The sequence below is a fragment of the Pseudoxanthomonas sp. genome (assembly GCF_051953815.1).
Taxonomy (GTDB): domain Bacteria; phylum Pseudomonadota; class Gammaproteobacteria; order Xanthomonadales; family Xanthomonadaceae; genus Pseudoxanthomonas_A.
This window is the reverse complement of the sequence record NZ_JBQCIJ010000054.1, coordinates 22,734-38,471: the sequence shown is the minus strand read 5'-3', so window position 1 is coordinate 38,471 and position 15,738 is coordinate 22,734. Positions and strand designations below refer to the sequence as shown.

16 protein-coding genes are annotated in these 15,738 nt (G+C 68.9%); 6 read left to right on the top strand and 10 right to left on the bottom strand.

The features are described 5' to 3' along the window. Positions 1 to 1,299 carry a lipid IV(A) 3-deoxy-D-manno-octulosonic acid transferase gene (gene waaA / locus ACTHN1_RS17220; RefSeq protein WP_440472141.1) on the bottom strand — a complete coding sequence of 433 codons (1,299 nt, stop codon included), beginning with the start codon at positions 1,297 to 1,299 and terminating at the stop codon, positions 1 to 3. A gap of 49 nt (positions 1,300 to 1,348) precedes the next feature. Between waaA and ACTHN1_RS17215 the strand changes: the two genes are divergently transcribed. After that, positions 1,349 to 2,248 carry an LpxL/LpxP family Kdo(2)-lipid IV(A) lauroyl/palmitoleoyl acyltransferase gene (locus tag ACTHN1_RS17215; protein ID WP_440472163.1) on the top strand — a complete coding sequence of 300 codons (900 nt, stop codon included), beginning with the start codon at positions 1,349 to 1,351 and terminating at the stop codon, positions 2,246 to 2,248. Positions 2,249 to 2,262: 14 nt separating this feature from the next. Here the strand turns inward: ACTHN1_RS17215 and ACTHN1_RS17210 are convergent, their stop codons facing one another. From ACTHN1_RS17210 to ACTHN1_RS17195, 4 genes are all read right to left on the bottom strand, one after another. Continuing rightward, positions 2,263 to 3,597, bottom strand: coding sequence for an O-antigen ligase family protein (locus tag ACTHN1_RS17210; protein WP_440472140.1), 1,335 nt, complete (start codon positions 3,595 to 3,597; stop codon positions 2,263 to 2,265). Then, entirely contained in the window at positions 3,569 to 4,711 is a 1,143-nt protein-coding gene (locus tag ACTHN1_RS17205) for a glycosyltransferase (protein ID WP_440472139.1), read from the bottom strand. Before ACTHN1_RS17205 ends, ACTHN1_RS17210 begins: the two co-directional genes overlap by 29 nt. 16 nt (positions 4,712 to 4,727) lie before the next feature. Further along, positions 4,728 to 4,925, bottom strand: coding sequence for a zinc-finger domain-containing protein (locus ACTHN1_RS17200; RefSeq protein WP_141455457.1), 198 nt, complete (start codon positions 4,923 to 4,925; stop codon positions 4,728 to 4,730). Positions 4,926 to 5,074: 149 nt separating this feature from the next. Next, the gene (locus ACTHN1_RS17195) at positions 5,075 to 5,650 is read right to left on the bottom strand and encodes a YceI family protein (protein WP_440472138.1); all 576 of its coding nucleotides are present in this window, start codon (positions 5,648 to 5,650) and stop codon (positions 5,075 to 5,077) included. Between the two features lie 239 nt (positions 5,651 to 5,889). Between ACTHN1_RS17195 and ACTHN1_RS17190 the strand changes: the two genes are divergently transcribed. From ACTHN1_RS17190 to ACTHN1_RS17180, 3 genes are all read left to right on the top strand, one after another. Next, positions 5,890 to 6,855 (top strand): mitochondrial fission ELM1 family protein, encoded by a 966-nt coding sequence (locus ACTHN1_RS17190; protein WP_440472137.1) that lies wholly within the window; start codon positions 5,890 to 5,892, stop codon positions 6,853 to 6,855. A 96-nt stretch (positions 6,856 to 6,951) separates the two neighbouring features. Beyond that, complete coding sequence (locus tag ACTHN1_RS17185; RefSeq protein ID WP_440472136.1) at positions 6,952 to 7,233, top strand: hypothetical protein; 282 nt, start codon at positions 6,952 to 6,954, stop codon at positions 7,231 to 7,233. A 102-nt stretch (positions 7,234 to 7,335) separates the two neighbouring features. Continuing rightward, positions 7,336 to 8,313, top strand: coding sequence for a hypothetical protein (locus ACTHN1_RS17180; RefSeq protein ID WP_440472135.1), 978 nt, complete (start codon positions 7,336 to 7,338; stop codon positions 8,311 to 8,313). A gap of 76 nt (positions 8,314 to 8,389) precedes the next feature. Here ACTHN1_RS17180 and glnE read toward each other — a convergent pair whose 3' ends face one another. The 4 genes from glnE to ACTHN1_RS17160 all read right to left on the bottom strand — a co-directional run bounded on the left by glnE (position 8,390) and on the right by ACTHN1_RS17160 (position 13,399). Further along, complete coding sequence (glnE, locus tag ACTHN1_RS17175; RefSeq protein WP_440472134.1) at positions 8,390 to 11,221, bottom strand: bifunctional [glutamate--ammonia ligase]-adenylyl-L-tyrosine phosphorylase/[glutamate--ammonia-ligase] adenylyltransferase; 2,832 nt, start codon at positions 11,219 to 11,221, stop codon at positions 8,390 to 8,392. 178 nt (positions 11,222 to 11,399) lie between these two features. After that, complete coding sequence (gene lipB, locus ACTHN1_RS17170) at positions 11,400 to 12,059, bottom strand: lipoyl(octanoyl) transferase LipB (protein ID WP_440472133.1); 660 nt, start codon at positions 12,057 to 12,059, stop codon at positions 11,400 to 11,402. Beyond that, positions 12,056 to 12,334 (bottom strand): DUF493 family protein, encoded by a 279-nt coding sequence (locus ACTHN1_RS17165; protein WP_183639346.1) that lies wholly within the window; start codon positions 12,332 to 12,334, stop codon positions 12,056 to 12,058. Before ACTHN1_RS17165 ends, lipB begins: the two co-directional genes overlap by 4 nt. Before the next feature lie 114 nt (positions 12,335 to 12,448). Then, positions 12,449 to 13,399, bottom strand: a complete 951-nt coding sequence (locus ACTHN1_RS17160; RefSeq protein WP_440472132.1) for a CsgG/HfaB family protein — start codon at positions 13,397 to 13,399, stop codon at positions 12,449 to 12,451. 221 nt (positions 13,400 to 13,620) lie between these two features. Between ACTHN1_RS17160 and ACTHN1_RS17155 the strand changes: the two genes are divergently transcribed. After that, on the top strand, positions 13,621 to 14,496 hold the full coding sequence (locus ACTHN1_RS17155) for an EamA family transporter (RefSeq protein ID WP_440472131.1): 876 nt from the start codon (positions 13,621 to 13,623) through the stop codon (positions 14,494 to 14,496). A gap of 2 nt (positions 14,497 to 14,498) precedes the next feature. Further along, the gene (locus tag ACTHN1_RS17150; protein WP_440472130.1) at positions 14,499 to 14,963 is read left to right on the top strand and encodes an SRPBCC family protein; all 465 of its coding nucleotides are present in this window, start codon (positions 14,499 to 14,501) and stop codon (positions 14,961 to 14,963) included. Between the two features lie 50 nt (positions 14,964 to 15,013). On the opposite strand, the gene ACTHN1_RS17145 is transcribed toward ACTHN1_RS17150, so the two are convergent. Next, positions 15,014 to 15,655 carry a hydrolase gene (locus ACTHN1_RS17145; RefSeq protein WP_440472129.1) on the bottom strand — a complete coding sequence of 214 codons (642 nt, stop codon included), beginning with the start codon at positions 15,653 to 15,655 and terminating at the stop codon, positions 15,014 to 15,016. Between the last annotated feature and the right edge of the window lie 83 nt (positions 15,656 to 15,738).

Below are 15,738 nucleotides of genomic sequence, written 5' to 3'. Positions count from 1 at the left end.
TCAATCCACTGCGGGGGGCAAATCGGGCTGGATCATCGCCAGCGTGCGCGCAAGGGCGCCGCGACCATGCTCGACCAGCGCGCGACCGTTGTCGGCCATGCGGCGGCGCTCATCCGGATCCGCCAGCAGGCGCCGCACGCCGGCGGCCACCGCCTGCGCGTCCTGGCCCACGATCAGCGCATCGGCTTCCTTGAGCAGCTTGGTGATCTCGACGAAGTTGTGCAGGTGCGGACCGGTCACCGCCGGTGTTCCCACCGCGGCCGGCTCCAGCAGGTTGTGGCCGCCGATCGGCTGCAGGCTGCCGCCGACGAAGGCGACATCGGCGCAGGCGTAGAACGAGGCCAGTTCGCCGAGCGTGTCGATCACGAACACATCGGTATCGGCCCCGGGCCAGCGCCGCCCGCGGCGCGTGCCGGTGCGCAGTTGGGCCGCTTCGGCAGCCTCCTGCACGCGCGCGAAGCGTTCCGGATGACGTGGCGCCCACAACAGCAGCAGGTCCGGCCACTGCTGGCGCAGATGGCGGTGCATGGCCAGCACGGCGGATTCTTCGTCTTCGTGGGTGCTGGCCGCGATCCAGACCGGCCGCTGGCCGACACTCTCGCGGAATCCGGCCACGAACGCCTCCAGCCCCTCCGGCACGCGCACGTCGAACTTGAGGTTGCCGATGTCCCGCACCTGTTCCGGCTCGGCGCCCAGGATCACGAAACGGCGCGCGTCGGCCTCGGACTGCGCGGCGATCCGGCGCAGCGTGCGCAGGGTGCGCGCGATCAGCGGACGCAACACGCTGTAGCCGCGCAGCGAGCGCGCCGACAGCCGGCCGTTGAGGATGTAGGTGGGAATGTGGCGGTCCCGGCAACCGAACAGCAGGTTGGGCCAGAGCTCGGTCTCCATCACCAGGCCGATGGCCGGACGATAGTGGTCGAGGAAACGCCCGACCGCGCCGGGCAGGTCATAGGGCGCATAGACATGCTCGACGCTGTCGCCCCACAGCGCCGCCACCCGCTCGGAACCGGTCGGGGTGATGGTGGTGACCACCCAGCGCAGATCGGGCCGCGCGCGGCGCAGCGCTTCCACCACCGGCGCGGCCGCATTGACCTCGCCCACCGATACCGCGTGCAGCCAGACGTCGGCCGGCTCCGGCTTGCGCTCGTAGCTGCCGAAACGCTCGTTCCAGCGCTGGAAGTACTCGGCGAAGCGGAAACCGCGCCAGATCAGGTGGTACACGGTGACGGGCGTCAACAGGTACAGCGCGCCCGAGTACAGGCCACGCAACAAACGCTCGGTGAAGTCCTTCCGCATCGGGAAAGGATAGGTAAGACGCTAGAATTAAGCCATGGCCGCCCCGCAGATGCCCCCCCGCCCCCCGTTCGCCCCACGCCTCTGGCTCAAGTGGTTCGGTCTGGGCGTCATGGTCGCGGGAGCATGGCTGCCCTGGCCGGTGCAGCGCGGACTGGGCTGGTGCATCGGCAAGCTGGCGCCGTACCTGGCGCCCTCCCGGCGGCGCGCGGCGGAGGTCAATCTGGCGCTGTGTTTCCCGCAGATGAGCGATGCGGAACGGCGGGAGCTGATGAAGGACAGCTTCCAGGCGCTGGGCGTGGGCCTGTTCGAATTCGCGCGCGCGTGGTGGGGCTCGATCGCGCCGATGCGGCGCGATGTCGTCGTCGAGGGACTGGAACACCTGCGGGCGCTGCAGGCGCAGGGCCGTGGCGTGCTGATGGTGTCAGGCCATTTCATGACCCTGGAGATGTGCGGACGGCTGATCTGCGATCACATCGAACTCGCCGGCATGTACCGACGCCATCGCAATCCGGTGTTCGAATGGGCGGTCAAGCGCGGCCGCCTGCGTTACGCCAGCCACATGTTCACCAACGACGAGATCCGCGGCGCGGTCCGCCATCTCAAGCAGGGCGGCTTCCTCTGGTATGCGCCGGACCAGGACATGCGCGGCAAGGATACGGTGTTCGCGCCGTTCTTCGGCGTGCCGGCGGCCACCATCACCGCCACCCACCAGCTCGCGCGCCTGACCGGCTGCGCGGTGGTGCCGTTCTTCCATCGACGCGAGGGCGGCCGCTACATCCTGCGGGTTGCGGCGCCGCTGGAGGATTTCCCGTCGCAGGACGCGGTGGCCGACAGCACCCGCGTCAATGCGCAGATCGAGGCGATGGTGCGGGAAGCGCCGGCCCAGTACCTGTGGATCCACCGGCGCTTCAAGCGCCAGCCCGAAGGCCGCAGCAAGTGGTACGACTGATCTGATCGATCAGCTCAGTCGTCGTTCCGCGAACCGCCCTCGCGGGCCAGCAGACTGCCGGTGTACAACGCCGCCAGCAGCAGGGTGAGCCCGCCCCAGAACGTCGAATAGAACGCCAGGTGGGTGTTGAACGGGAACACCGTGACCGCCAGCGCGAGCATCGCCGGGCGGGCACGCTCCTTCGCCTGCGGAGTCGCGTAGCGCCAGGCGCGCCAGGCCAGCGCCGCGCCCGCCAGCCACAGCAGCAGGCCGATGACGCCGGTTTCACTCAATACCTCCAGCACCAGCTGATGGGCATGCAGCGCCGGCCCGCTGCCCCAGGCCGGACGCCCGCCATGCAGCGGATCGCAGGCCGGGAAGGCCTTGCGGAAGCCGCGCACGCCCACGCCGTTGATCGGTTGCTCCTTGACCATGCACCAGGCCGCGCCCCAGATCTGGGCACGTCCGGACAGGGCCATGTCCACGCCGTCCTCATCGGCGGCCAGCGCATGGCTGGTGCGATCCAGGCGCTCGCGCAGCTGCGGCGAGGCCACGCCCAGCACCACCAGCGCGAGCGCGCCGAAGGCGAACACGGCCAGCAGCCGTTTCCAGCCCAGCAGCGGCAGGCCTGAGAAGATCAGGACCAGTGCGTAGGTGATCCACGCCGCGCGCGCGCCCGCGAGAATGATCACCACGCCCACCGCGGCGGCCGCCAGAACCCACCCCAGCGTACCGAAGCGTCGGCCCGCGCCGAACAGGACGAACGGCGAAAGACTCGCCAGCACCACGCCAAGCTTGAGATTGCAGGGGCCCAGGAAACCGCTGAGGCGATCCAGCACCGCCACGTCCTCGGCCGTGCACATCGGATGACCGCTGGTCAGCTGCTTGAGTTGATCCAGGCTCCAGAACAGGGGACTGGTGCCGAAGGCGACCTGCACCAGCGCATCGAGCGTCCACACCGTCACGATGATGGCCAGGCCACCGAACGTGGTTCGACGGCCGCGCTCGTTGGCCACCGCCGCGGCCACCAGCCACAGGAACGGCAGGTAGCGCAGATCCACCAGCGATTCGCGCAGCGCGCGCGCGGAATCGACCGCCTCGACCACCGAGATCAGTTCGGGCAGCCAGTAGGCCAGGAACATCACGCTGGTCAACGCCCAGGCAGGATTGCTGAGCAGGCGGGTGCCGCCGCGGAAACGCGCGATCAGCAGGTGGATGATCGCCGCCAGTGCGCCCAGCACCATCACGCCTTCGGCGAATCCGGGCATCGGCCACAGCGCGACGAACGTCAGCACCCAGGCCGGCGCCCAGCGCCAGCCGTACGGTGCGCGCTGCGCGTGGTCAGTGGGCGGCGATCCGGTGGCGGTCATGGGCGAGTTCAAGATAGGTGGCGAGCGTGGCGTCCTGCATCGCACGCAGGGTGTAGGCCGGCATCGTAGCCGCTGATGGCGCCGGATGCGACGCCAGCAGGGATTGGGTGGTGCGCAGCAGGGCATCTTCGTCGAAAGGCGCCACCGCGCCTTGCGGCTGCAGTTCGGCGAGCAGTTCGCCAACGCCGCCATGGGCCCAGCCCACGACCGGACGCCCCACCGACAGCGCTTCGATGACGGTGCGGCCGAACGCCTCCGGCTTGCGCGACAGCTGCAGCACCAGATCCGAAGCCGCATAGGCATCGGCGATGCGCGCGGTCGGCGGCGTGATGACGAGTGCCTCGCCGAATCCGCCTTGGCGGGCCTGCTGCTCCAGTTCGGCGACGTACTGCTCGCGTCCGGCTTCGCGCGCGCCCGGCATCCACAGCCGCGCATCCACGCCGCCGGCGCGCAGGCGGCCGAGCAGCGTCACCGCGTCGCCGTGACCTTTCAGCCGCGTGCCGCGTCCGGGCAGCAGCAGCAGCGGGCCGTCGCCGCCGAGGGCCGGATGCTCGTTGGCGAATTGCGCGCGCATGGCCGGATCAGGCCACGCCCGATGTGGGAAGCGTGTCGGATCGATGCCGCGCGGAATCACCCGCAGCTTGCCGGGATCGGTGCGCGGGTAGTGTTCCAGCACGTAGGCCCGCACCGTGTCGGACACGCAGATCACCCGCTCGCCACGGGTCATGATGCCGCTGTAGAGGCCCGGCGAATTGAGGCCGTGCACGGTGGTGATGAAACCGGGACGTCGCGCCGCGGGCATCGCGCCCAGCGCCTTCCAGCCCAGCCACGCCGGCAGGCGCGAACGCGCGTGCACCAGATCGGGGCCGATGCGCTGGAAAAGATCCCGCAGAGAGCGCACATGCCGCAGGGTCCGCAGCGATTTGCGGCCGATGTCGAGGGTGATGTGTTCGGCGCCTGCCTGTTCCAGCGTCGGCACCAGCCGCCCGCCCGCGGAGACGACGATGGCGCGGTGGCCGGCCTGGACCAGCGCCTCGGCGATCTCCAGCGTCGATCGCTCCACGCCGCCGGACTCCAGCGCCGGCAGCAGCTGCACCACGGTCAGGCGGGGCATCGTGGCCCGGCGGGTATCAGTCGGCGAGGACGAAATGCGAGCCGCAGTAGGGACACTGGACTTCGCCGCCCGGCGCATCCTCGATCGGCAGGTACACGCGCGGATGCGAGTTCCACAGGGCCATCGACGGCAGCGGGCAGCTCAACGGCAGGTCGGCGCGGTGCACGGTGTAGCGCTTCTCGGCGTTGGCGGGCGCGGTGGCGGTCTGGCTCATGGCGACGGATGCGGTTCGTAGGAAACGCGCGAAGTTTACCACCGGCGGCGAATCCGGGCCCGATGGCGCAAAAGAAACGCCGCCCGGGGGAGCCGGGCGGCGCGGGGGGACCGGTCGGGGGAGAGGGAGGGGTACCGGCCCCGAAGGGCTTACGGCTTCGGCACCAGCGCTTCGGTGGTGATGCGCAGCTTCACTTCGTCGCTCACCGCCGGCGCGTACTTGCCAACGCCGAACTCGGTGCGGCTGAGGGTCGTGGTGGCGTCGAAGCCGATCGCCGCGCGCTTGGCCATGGCGTGCTCGCCGGACTTGTTCAGGGTCACGTCCAGCACCACCGGCTTGGTGATGTCCTTGATGGTCAGGTTGCCGGTGACCTTCAGCTTGCCTTCGCCGGCGGCTTCCACCTTGGTGCTCTTGAAGGTGGCGGCCGGGAACTTGGCGGCGTCGAAGAAATCGGCGCTGCGCAGGTGCTCGTCGAAATCGGCGACGAAGCTGTTCAGGCCGGACAGCGGCAGGGTCACCTCGACCTTGGACGCGGACACGTTCTCGGCGTCATAGACGATGGTGCCGTCGGCCTTGCCGAAATGGGCGCTGGGATTGGAGAAGCCGAAGTGGCTCCACTGGGCGATCACGTCGGTGTGGTTGGGATCGATTTTGTAGGTGACCGGGGCGGCGAACGCGGAACCGGCGAACGCGAACAGGGCGGCAATCAACAGGGTCTTGCGCATGATGGAATCTCCGGGGGTGGTGGTCATTCGAATACGGCAGGCTTCGTAAAGGCCGGGTCGACGCGGACGGCGCGACCGGCGCTCCGCCGGCAGCCCGGAAGGGGTCTGTCCGAAAGAGGCGATATCGGGCGCATCGGATTCGCCCGGCCGGCCGAATCACAACCCGGCCAGTGTAGAGTGTCCCGACTTTGGCGATCATCCGGCTGCTCCGGAACGGATTGTTTTGACAGGTGGAACAAATGGACCGCCCCGCCCCCCTTTCCGAACCCTTCTGGACGCTCACCGACGGCCACGCCGGCAATGTCCGCCAGGCCGAGGCGCTGGCCGCCGCGCTGGCGATGGGCCCGCATGCGCCGCTGGCGCTGCGCTCACGCGCCCCCTGGCGCTGGTTCGCCCCACGCCGGCTGCCGGGCGACGCCGGCGCGTTCGGCCCGGGGTTCCGGCAGGCACTGGCGTCGCCGCCCCGGCTGGCCATCGGCTGTGGTCGTCAGGCCGCGCTGGCCACCCGGCTGCTGCGCGCGCGAGGCGCCCGGACGGTGCAGATTCTCGATCCGCGGCTGGAACCATCGCTATGGGACTGGGTGATCGCGCCGGCCCATGACGGATTGGCCGGACCCAACGTGCTTGCCGTGCAGGGCAGCCTGAATCCGGTCGACGACGCATGGCTGGCGCAGGCGCGCGCGGATTTCGCCACATTCGCCGATCTACCCGCACCGCGCACGGCGGTGTTGCTCGGCGGCAGCAGCGCGCACGCGCGCTTCGATCGCAACGCCTTCGAAGTGCTGGCCGGCCGTCTGGAAGCGATGCTGGCGCGGGATGGCGGCAGCCTGCTGATCACCGCCTCGCGCCGCACCGATGCCCAGGTGCGCGCCGCCCTGCGTCATCGTTTCGTGGAAACCCCGGGACTGACCTGGCTCGACGAAAGCGACGGCCCCAATCCCTATGCCGGCCTGCTGGCCTGGGCGGATCGGCTGGTGTGCTCGCCGGATTCGGTCAACATGATCTCCGAGGCCTGCGCCACCCGCGCGCCGGTGTTCGTCTTCGATCCACAGCGCGTCGGCGGACGCCCCCGTCGTTTTCTCGATGCCCTGCTCGCCAGCGGCCGGATCCGGGCGCTGGACCGCAGGCCGGCGCCGTTCGATGTCGAACCCCTGCGTGAAACCGCGCGGGTGGCCGCAGTGTTGCGGGAACGACTGAACGGCTAGCGGGGTGATCTCCCTGCGAGGGGACGTCCTCGTCCGCTATCTCGCCGCCTGCGGCGCGTTCGACATCGACGGCATGCTCGCGCCGTCGCCCACGACATGCGGTTCGCGCACCACGCCCGCGACGAACCTGCCGTCGCCATCCAAGGACGAGACGCGTTTCGCGCACTGGCCGAACCGTCGCGCGGCCTGTTCCACGAACAACGGGCGAACGGCTGGCAGTTCGATACGGACCGAGCCATCGTCGACATCGACGATCGCGGCACGCTCACCCAGAACCTTGACGGTGGCTCCACGACCCACACCATGCTGGAACTGAAGGCACGTTCCGAATCCGGATTCGCCGGCGATTGCATCGTGTTCCTGGCGGCCTACAGCTGAAGCCAGCAGCTGCCACCCTGTTCAAGGATGACCTGGCTTTAAACCCGTCATCCGCTGCGTGCATCCAAGAGGATTCCACCTCTTGGATGCGATGGTTACGGCATGCGCTACGTACACGCACTGGCTGCCTTGTTGCTCGGCCTGATGATCCTGGCGCTGCCCGGCCTGGGTCGGGGTGACGACGTCCGCGCGGTGGAATCCTCCGACATCGATCGCTTCTGGGTCGCCTATGACCGCATCGTCGCCACGCCGGACGACACGGAACGACGACGGATCCTCGAACAGGATTTCCTCGCGCCGGGGACGCCCGGTCTGAAGGCGTTCATGCAGGCCAAGGGTTATGACGCCGCCTGCTACCTGGACGCGATAAAACGCTATCCGAAGTTCTGGACCTCGATCCGCGCCGGCACGCTGGCGCTGAAGCAGCGCGGCGACGAATTCATGCCGGGAATCGCGCGTTTCCGGGAACTGTATCCGGCGCTGCGCCCGGCCGAGATCTACTTCACCATCGGCTGCCTGCGTTCCAGCGGCACCACCCTGGACGACAAGGTGCTGATCGGCGCGGAACTGGCGGGCGGCGATGCAGGCACCGATGTCTCCGAATTGCCCGAACGCATGTCCCGGGCGCTGGGCGTCTACTTCCGCAGCGAGCCGGGCAAGCAGCTGGTGCTGCTGAACATCCACGAGTACGTGCATACCCAGCAGAAAGGCCCCGGTCCCCATCTGCTGGCCCAGGCCATGTACGAGGGCGCGGCGGATTTCGTCGCCGAGCGGATCACCGGCCAGGTTCCGGCACAACCCTACATGAGCTACGGCCCGCGCAACGAAGCCACGCTGAAGCAGGATTTCAAGGCGAAGATGCGTGACCCGGACTGGAGCGGCTGGCTCTACAACGGTCCCGGCAACGCATATGGCGTCGGTGATCTGGGCTACTACATGGGTTACGCGATCATGCGCGACTACTATCGTCGCGCGCCCGACAAGTCACGGGCGCTGGCGGAGATCATCGAGCTGGATTACCGCGACGCCAAGGCGGTGGAGGCATTTCTGGCGCGCTCGGGGTTCTACGCCGCGGATTGACCCGCGCTCCCCTGCTGCAGGATCGACGTGAGTGGCGGCCGGAAACCCGTCGGATGCGGCAATCCACGGGCGCGGCTCATGTCGCTCCCACCGCCGGGCGAACATCGAAATCCAGATCATGCGCCGCCAGGACGTGGCGCACGGCGGCGCGCGCGGTGGCGATGGCCGCGTTCTCGGGCACCAGGCGCGGACGCCGATCCAGGGTGCAGGCCAGGCCTTCGGCGAGGAATACCGAATGGGCCTGGGTGAGCGCCTGGGCGGTGGGCTCGTCGATGCGCCCAGTCGCCTGCAGCGCGGCGATCAGAGAGGCGGTGTTGCGCGGCGTCAGCAATGCCGGCGCCGCGCCGGATTCGCGCAGCACGCGGTACTGCAGCAGGAATTCCAGATCGACCAGGCCGCCCTCGCCCTGCTTGAGATCGAAGCGCGCCGCATCGCTGCGATCCAGTTCCGCGCGCATCCGCTGGCGCATCCCGACCACGTCCTCGCGCAGCTTCGCCGGATCGCGCGAGCGGGACAGGGTGGCGTCGCGGATGTCCTCGAAGTCCTGCATCAACCCGTCGTCGCCGGCGACGCCGCGTGCGCGTACCAATGCCTGGTGTTCCCAGGTCCAGGCGCGCTCGCGCTGGTATTCGCGATAGCTGGCCAACGATGACACCAGCAGGCCCTTGGCGCCGTCCGGCCGCAGGCGCACATCCACGTCGTAGAGCCGGCCGGCGCCGGTTTCCGCACCCAGCAGGGCGACGATCTTCTGCGCGAGCCGCGCATACCAGCGCCCGGCCTCCAGCGGACGCGCGCCGTCGGACTGCGCATCGGCGGGCGCGTCGTAGAGGAACACCAGATCCAGATCCGAACCGAAGCCCAGTTCCTCGCCGCCGAGGCTGCCGTAGCCGATCACCGCGAAACGGCCCTCCGGTACCCGTCCATGCGCGGCGGCGACTTCATCCTCGGCGGTGCGCAGCACCACGCGCACCACCTCGTCGGCCAGCCAGGCCAGTTGGCGCGTGCTTTCACGCGCGGGCTGGCGGCGATCCAGCGCCGCCATGGCTATCCGGAAACTCAGCGCCAACCGGCGTTCGTTCAATTCGCGCAGGGTGGCTTCGGCGTCGCCGCCTTCCTGCGCGCGATGACACTCCGCATGCAGGCTCTGCCGATCCGGCAGCGGGCCGGACACGCGCGCGTCCAGCAGTTCGTCCAGCAGCAGCGGATACAGCGCCAGCCGTTCGGCCAGCAGCGCGCTGCGCGCCAGCACGTCGACCAGCCGCGCCAACGCGCTGGGCTGTTCGTCCAGCAGCGCCAGATAGCTGGCCCGGCGCAGGATCGCCTGCAGCAGCGCGAGTACGCGCTTGAGCGCGGCGTCCGGTTGCGCCGAGCTTGCCGCGGCGCCCAGCAGCGCCGGCACCACCCGATCCAGGCGCGCCCGCGACGCGTCCGACAGCGCGCGCACGCCGGAGAAGCGGGCGAAATCGCGCAGCGCGCCATCGGCGGTGGCCGCGTCGGCGAAACCCGCTTCGGCCAGCACGGATTCGTCGCCGCCTTCCGGCAGGGCGCGCCAATAGTGTTCCAGCGCGCCGGGCGCGGCCTGGCCGCGACGCGGCGCGAGCAGTTCGGCGAATTCCTGCGCCACCCGATCGCGCTGGCGCTGCAAGGCCACCCGCAGCGCCGACCAGTCCGGATAGTCGAGCCCGCGCGCGATGCGTTCGCGATCCAGCGGACTGTCCGGCAGCATGTGGGTCTGCGCGTCGCGCAGCATCTGCAGGCGGTTTTCCAGCCGGCGCAGATAGCGGTAGGCCTGGCCCAGCGCGGCGCCGTCGCCCTCGACGACCTGGCGGCTGGCGACCAGCGCGCGCAGCGCCGGCATCAGCCGGCGCTCGCGCAGCGACGGCTCGCGGCCGCCGCGGATGAGCTGCAACGCCTGCACCAGGAATTCGATTTCGCGGATGCCGCCGGGTCCGCGCTTGATGTCGTCGGCCAGTTCGCGGCGCGCGACTTCGGCGGCGATCGCGGCCTTCATCTCGCGCAGGCCGTCCAGCGCGGTGTAGTCCAGATAGCGGCGGTAGACGAACGGGCGCAGGCTCTCCAGCCAGCGCTCGCCGGCCTCGATGTCGCCGGCCACCGCGCGCGCCTTCAGCCAGGCATAGCGTTCCCAGTCGCGGCCTTCGCGCTGGAAATATTGATCCATGCCGGCGAACGACAGCGCGACCCGGCCGGCGTTGCCGAACGGGCGCAGGCGCAGATCCACGCGATGGCAGAAACCGTCGACCGTGGGTTCGTCCAGCAGCTTGGCCAGACGCTGGCCGAGCCGGGCGAAGTAGTCCTCGGCCGCCAGCGCGCGCGCGCCGTCGGACTCGCCGTTGTGCGGGAAGGCGTAGACCAGATCGACGTCTGAGGAGAAATTCAGTTCGCCGCCGCCCAATTTGCCCAGGCCGAACACCACCAGCCGCTGGATGCTGCCGTCGGCCGCGCGCACCACGCCGTGGCGCTGGACGAACTCGGCTTCCAGCGCCTCCAGGCCGAGGCGCAGGCAGTTTTCCGCCAGCCGCGTGCTGCCGGCGAGAGTGGCGTCGACATCGTCCAAGCCCAGCACGTCGCGCCAGATCAGGCGGGTGGATTCGGCGGTGCGATAGCGGCGCAGCTGTTCCTGCCAGCGGGCGGAATCGTCGGCCGCCAGGACCGGCGCGGGGGTCGGCGCGGCGCCATCGTCGCGCAGCAGGGTTTCCAGTCGATCCGGTTGCCGGCGCAGGGTTTCCAGGGCGAAATCGCTGGCCAGGATCACCCGCCCCACGCGCGCGGCGCGGGCCGGATCGGCCAGCAGTTCCGCCGCAACGGGCGAGGCCTCGCGCAGGCGGGCCAGGCCGCGTTCGATCAGGGAATCGAGATCAGTCTCGGAAACCGGTGCGTTGTCATCCATACCGCCGGATTGTGGCATGCCATCCGGCGGTTTGTAGGAGCGACGTCGGTCGCGAACGGAAAGCCGGCGTGCACGTCGCATTTCAATCGCCTGTCCCTCGTCTGCGCGCCGAAACGAGCGGATGCGTCGGGCGCATAGTCGCGACCGACGTCGCTGCTAAACGAGGCCAGACCGCGCGTCAGGCGGCCAGCGAGAGATCCGGCAAGGTGGTTTCGCGGTGCAGGTCCAGCTCGAACTGCGCGGCCAGTTTCTCCAGCAGCACCGGCTTGACCTGCTCCATGCCGGACGGACCGCCCAGATCGGCCAGGGTGGCGACCTGCAGGCCCTCGTAACCGCAGGGATTGATGCGATGCCACGGCGAGAGATCCATGGCGATGTTGAAGGCCAGGCCGTGGAAGGTGCGGCCATGGCGCACGCGGATGCCGAGCGCGCCGATCTTGGCGCCGGCGACGTACACGCCGGGCGCGCCTGCCTTGCGCTCGGCGTGGATGTTCCATTCGCCGGCGGTGTCGATCATCGCCTGCTCGATCTTGCAGACGTATTCGCGCACGCCGACCTTCATCCGCGGCAGGTCGAACAGCGGATACGCCACGATCTGGCCGGGACCGTGATAGGTCACCTGGCCGCCGCGATCCACCTGCACCACCGGGATGTCGCCGGGCGCGAGCACGTGCTCCGGCTTGCCGGCCTGGCCGAGGGTGAACACCGGATCATGCTCGACCAGCCACAGCTCGTCGGGCGTGTGTTCGTCGCGCGCGTCGGTGAAGCGCTGCATGGCCCGCCACACCGGCTCGTAGGGCTGGCGGCCCAGCTCGCGCACCACGCAGGGACGGCTCACAGCGTCCACTTCACTTCAGGGTGCGAACGCAGCGCTTCGTGCGCGGCGTCGAACTGTTCGCGGCTGGCCGCCTGGAAGGCGATGCGCACCGACACATACTTGCCGTTGGCCGAATGCTTCCAGGTGATGTCCTCGTGGATCACTTCCACGCCGGCCTGGGTCAGCAGTTTGGGGAGTTCGGTTTCCAGGCCCGCGTTGGCGGTGCCCATGGCGCTCAGCTCGAAGGTGCCGGGGAACTGGAAGCCGTGTTCAGGGTTGTCGGACTTGATTTCCATGGCACCGATTATTGGGCCGGTCCGGGTGAAAACCAAGCACGCGGCCGGCCGGGCCCGGAAACGCGGAAGGCCGCGGTTTCCCGCGGCCTTCCGGTCATGCGATGCGACGTGGCCTCAGCGGGCCAGCTGCGTCAGGGTGGAGGAGACCCAGCCCTTGTTGCCGAGTTCGTCCTCGACTTCCCACATCACGCCTTCCTTGTTGCCGGTGGGGTACAGCATCATGCCCACGTCCAGATCACGCACGGCCTTGCCGGTGCCCTTGGCATTGGCGAACAGGCGGCCCGGCTTGGTCATCTCCACGGCCTGCTGCGCGCTGGCGGCCGAGGCGTTCTCGGCCACGCCACCCAGCTGGGTGACCAGATCGGTGTAGGCCTGCAGGTACGCCAGGGTGATGACCTGGCCGATTTCGGTGTTGGCGTAACCGCCCACGCCGGCCGCGCCGACGCCGCTGCCGCCGAACAGGCCGCCGCCCGCGCCCCAGCCCATGTCGGTCTTCTTGGCGTTGCCTTCGGCCATCGCGACCTGCTCGGACGAGCGCACGTCGGTCAGGGTCAGGACCACGTCGGCGGTCTTGCTCTTGAAGTTCAGGCCGCCGACCACGGCGCCGGCGGTGCCGCCGATCAGGCCGCCCAGCAGACCGGTGATGGCGTTGCCGCTGGCATTGGAATTCTGCGAGATCAGATCCGGGACCAGCACGTAGTCGGCCGCCTTGATCTGGCCCTTGCCGATGTTGGAACGGTTGCGCAGCTCACCGTCGGCGGCCAGCGCGCGCTCGCCCATGGCGGCATTCAGGCCCGCGCCGCGGTCCACCAGGGTGAAGCAGCGCGACTTGTTGACGAACACCTTGATCAGGCGCGACGGCGCCGGCAGCTGCTGGCCGGTCCACCAGTTCACCACGTCTTCCGGCTCGATCACCGAGATGGTGCCCAGCGGCTTGGTGCAGGTCGGAATCTGCGCGACCTTTTCCTTGCGTGTGTCCTGGGCGCTCTTGGCGGCGAAGGCGGGCACGGCGATCATCAGCATCGAGGCCGCCAGCGCGGCCTGCTTCAAAGAAATCTTCAACATGAAAAATCAATCCCTGTTTGGTTGAAACATTGCGGGGCCGGTGGCCCCTCCCCTGCTCCGCCGCAACCATCCGAATGGCAGCTCGCGGAAGCCGCGATGATAAGCGAATGTGGACTTTCTTCCATGACCCGTAAGTACCGGGATCATTGACGTAAAACGCGAAACCGGCACCGTCCCGGCCAGCGGGAGATAATCCCCAACCCTTCCCTATCGGCCTCCGCATGTCTTTCTTGATCGTCAGCGTCCTGTTCAGCGTCCTGGTGGGGGTGCTGTTGAAGCTGGCCCAGCGGCGCGGACTGGGCATGACGCCGGTGATCCTGGGCAATTACGTGGCGGCGCTGGCGCTGTGCCTGCTGACCCTGGACCCACCTCTGGACCGCCTGCGCGAGCCGGGCACGCCATGGCTGGCGCTGGGGCTGCTGATGGTCCTGCTGCCCGGCATCTTCCTGGCGATGGCGGCCTCGGTGCGGGCCGCCGGCATCGCCCGCACGGACGTGGCCCAGCGGCTTTCGCTGGTGGTCTCGCTGGGCGCGGCGTTCCTGTTCTTCGGGGAAACCGCCGATACCGGCAAACTGGCCGGATTGCTGCTCGGCCTGATCGCCATCGTCGGCATCGTGTCCCGCCCGCGCGCGGGCGACGCGGAACCGACCGGCGCCGCCCGCGCGCGCTGGTTGCTGCCGCTGACCGTCCTGCTGGGCTACGCGGCGGTCGACATCCTGCTCAAGCGCATCGCCATCGCGGGGACACCGTTCGCGGCCTCGCTGACCGTCGCCTTCGGCGGCGCGCTGTTCGTCATGCTGGCGCTGCAAGGCCGGAGGCGGGTCCAGGGAAATTCCCGGCATGACATCGCCGCCCTGCTCGCCGGCCTGCTGGTCGGCGCCTGCAACTTCGCCAACATCCTGTTCTACATCAAGGCCCACCAGGCGCTGCCGGCGAATCCGGCGATCGTGTTCGCGACCATGAACCTGGGCGTGGTGGTGCTGGGCACGCTGGTCGGCACCTTCGCCTTCGGCGAGAAGCTGAGCCGGATCAACTGGCTGGGCATCGCGCTGGCGGTGGTGTCGGTGGGGCTGATTGCGATCAGCCTGGGACGCTGACGATGCCGTCGTCCTCGCAACCCGTGCCCGCGACATGGCAAGAACGCATCCATATGGATGCGCCGATCGACCTGGTCTGGCGCGCGCTCACCGATCCGGCGCACATGTCGCAATGGATGGGAGAGCCGGAAATGCGGGTGACCGTGGAGACCGACTGGCAGGTGGGCGGTTCCATCGCGATCCGCGGGTTCCACCACGTGGCGTTCGAGAACCGCGGCGTGGTGCTGGTGTTCGAGCCACCGCACACGCTGGGTTATCGCTATCTGAGTTCGCTGTCGCGGCTGGCCGACGAACCCGGCAACCACACGCACCTGCGTTTCGAACTGGCGGAAGAGGACGGCGGCACCACGCTCGCGCTGACCGCGCACGGATTTGCGACCGACGCGATCTTCCACCACACCGCCTTCTATTGGGCGGGCACGCTGCACGTGTTCAAGGCCTACGCCGAGCGCCCGGGCCGTGAATGAGCGGGACGGGCCACCCGCCCGTCCCGCCCACTCCGCCCACTCCGGTCCACCTACTCGCTGCGGTCGTAGGAGAACTGGATGCCGGCGGTTCCGCCGGTTTCGATGAACAGGTTCATGAAGGCCGGCACGGTCTGCTGGCGGTTCCAGTCGCGCTGCAGTTCGCAGAACAGCTGCGGCACGCTGATCAGCCTGCCGCCGGCCTGCTCGATGCGACGCAGCGCGGCTTCGTGCGCAACCAGCGAGGTACCGCCGACCGCGTCGGCGACCACGTAGACCTCGTAGCCTTCCTTCAATGCATCGAGCGCGGGGAAGGTCAGGCAGGCCTCGGTCCACAGCGCGGTCATGATCAGCTTGCGGCGTCCTGTGGCTTCCACCGCCTGGCGGAACTCCACGTCCTCCCAGGAATTGATGGTGGTGCGGTCGTAGGTGGGGAACTTGTCCAGCACCCTGCGCAGCTGCGGAATCGGCGGCTTGTTCAAGCCGGTCTTGACGTTGACGGTCGAATGCACGATCGGCAGGCCATAGGCCACCGCGGCCTTGGACGCGCCGACGATGTTGTTGACCAGCAACTGGCGATCCATCGAGGCGATGGAGTTCACCTGCACGGGCTGGTAGTCGATGATGATGAAGGCGGCGTTCTGCGGGGTGAGCAGGTGATCAGTCTTGGGATCACGGATGCGTTCACTGGCCATGGCAAAGCTCCTGTGGATGGTCCGGCAATGCCGGAGGGAAGCATCGCGCCGCCGCGGGGGAGGATGACGACGTCGCGATGCGG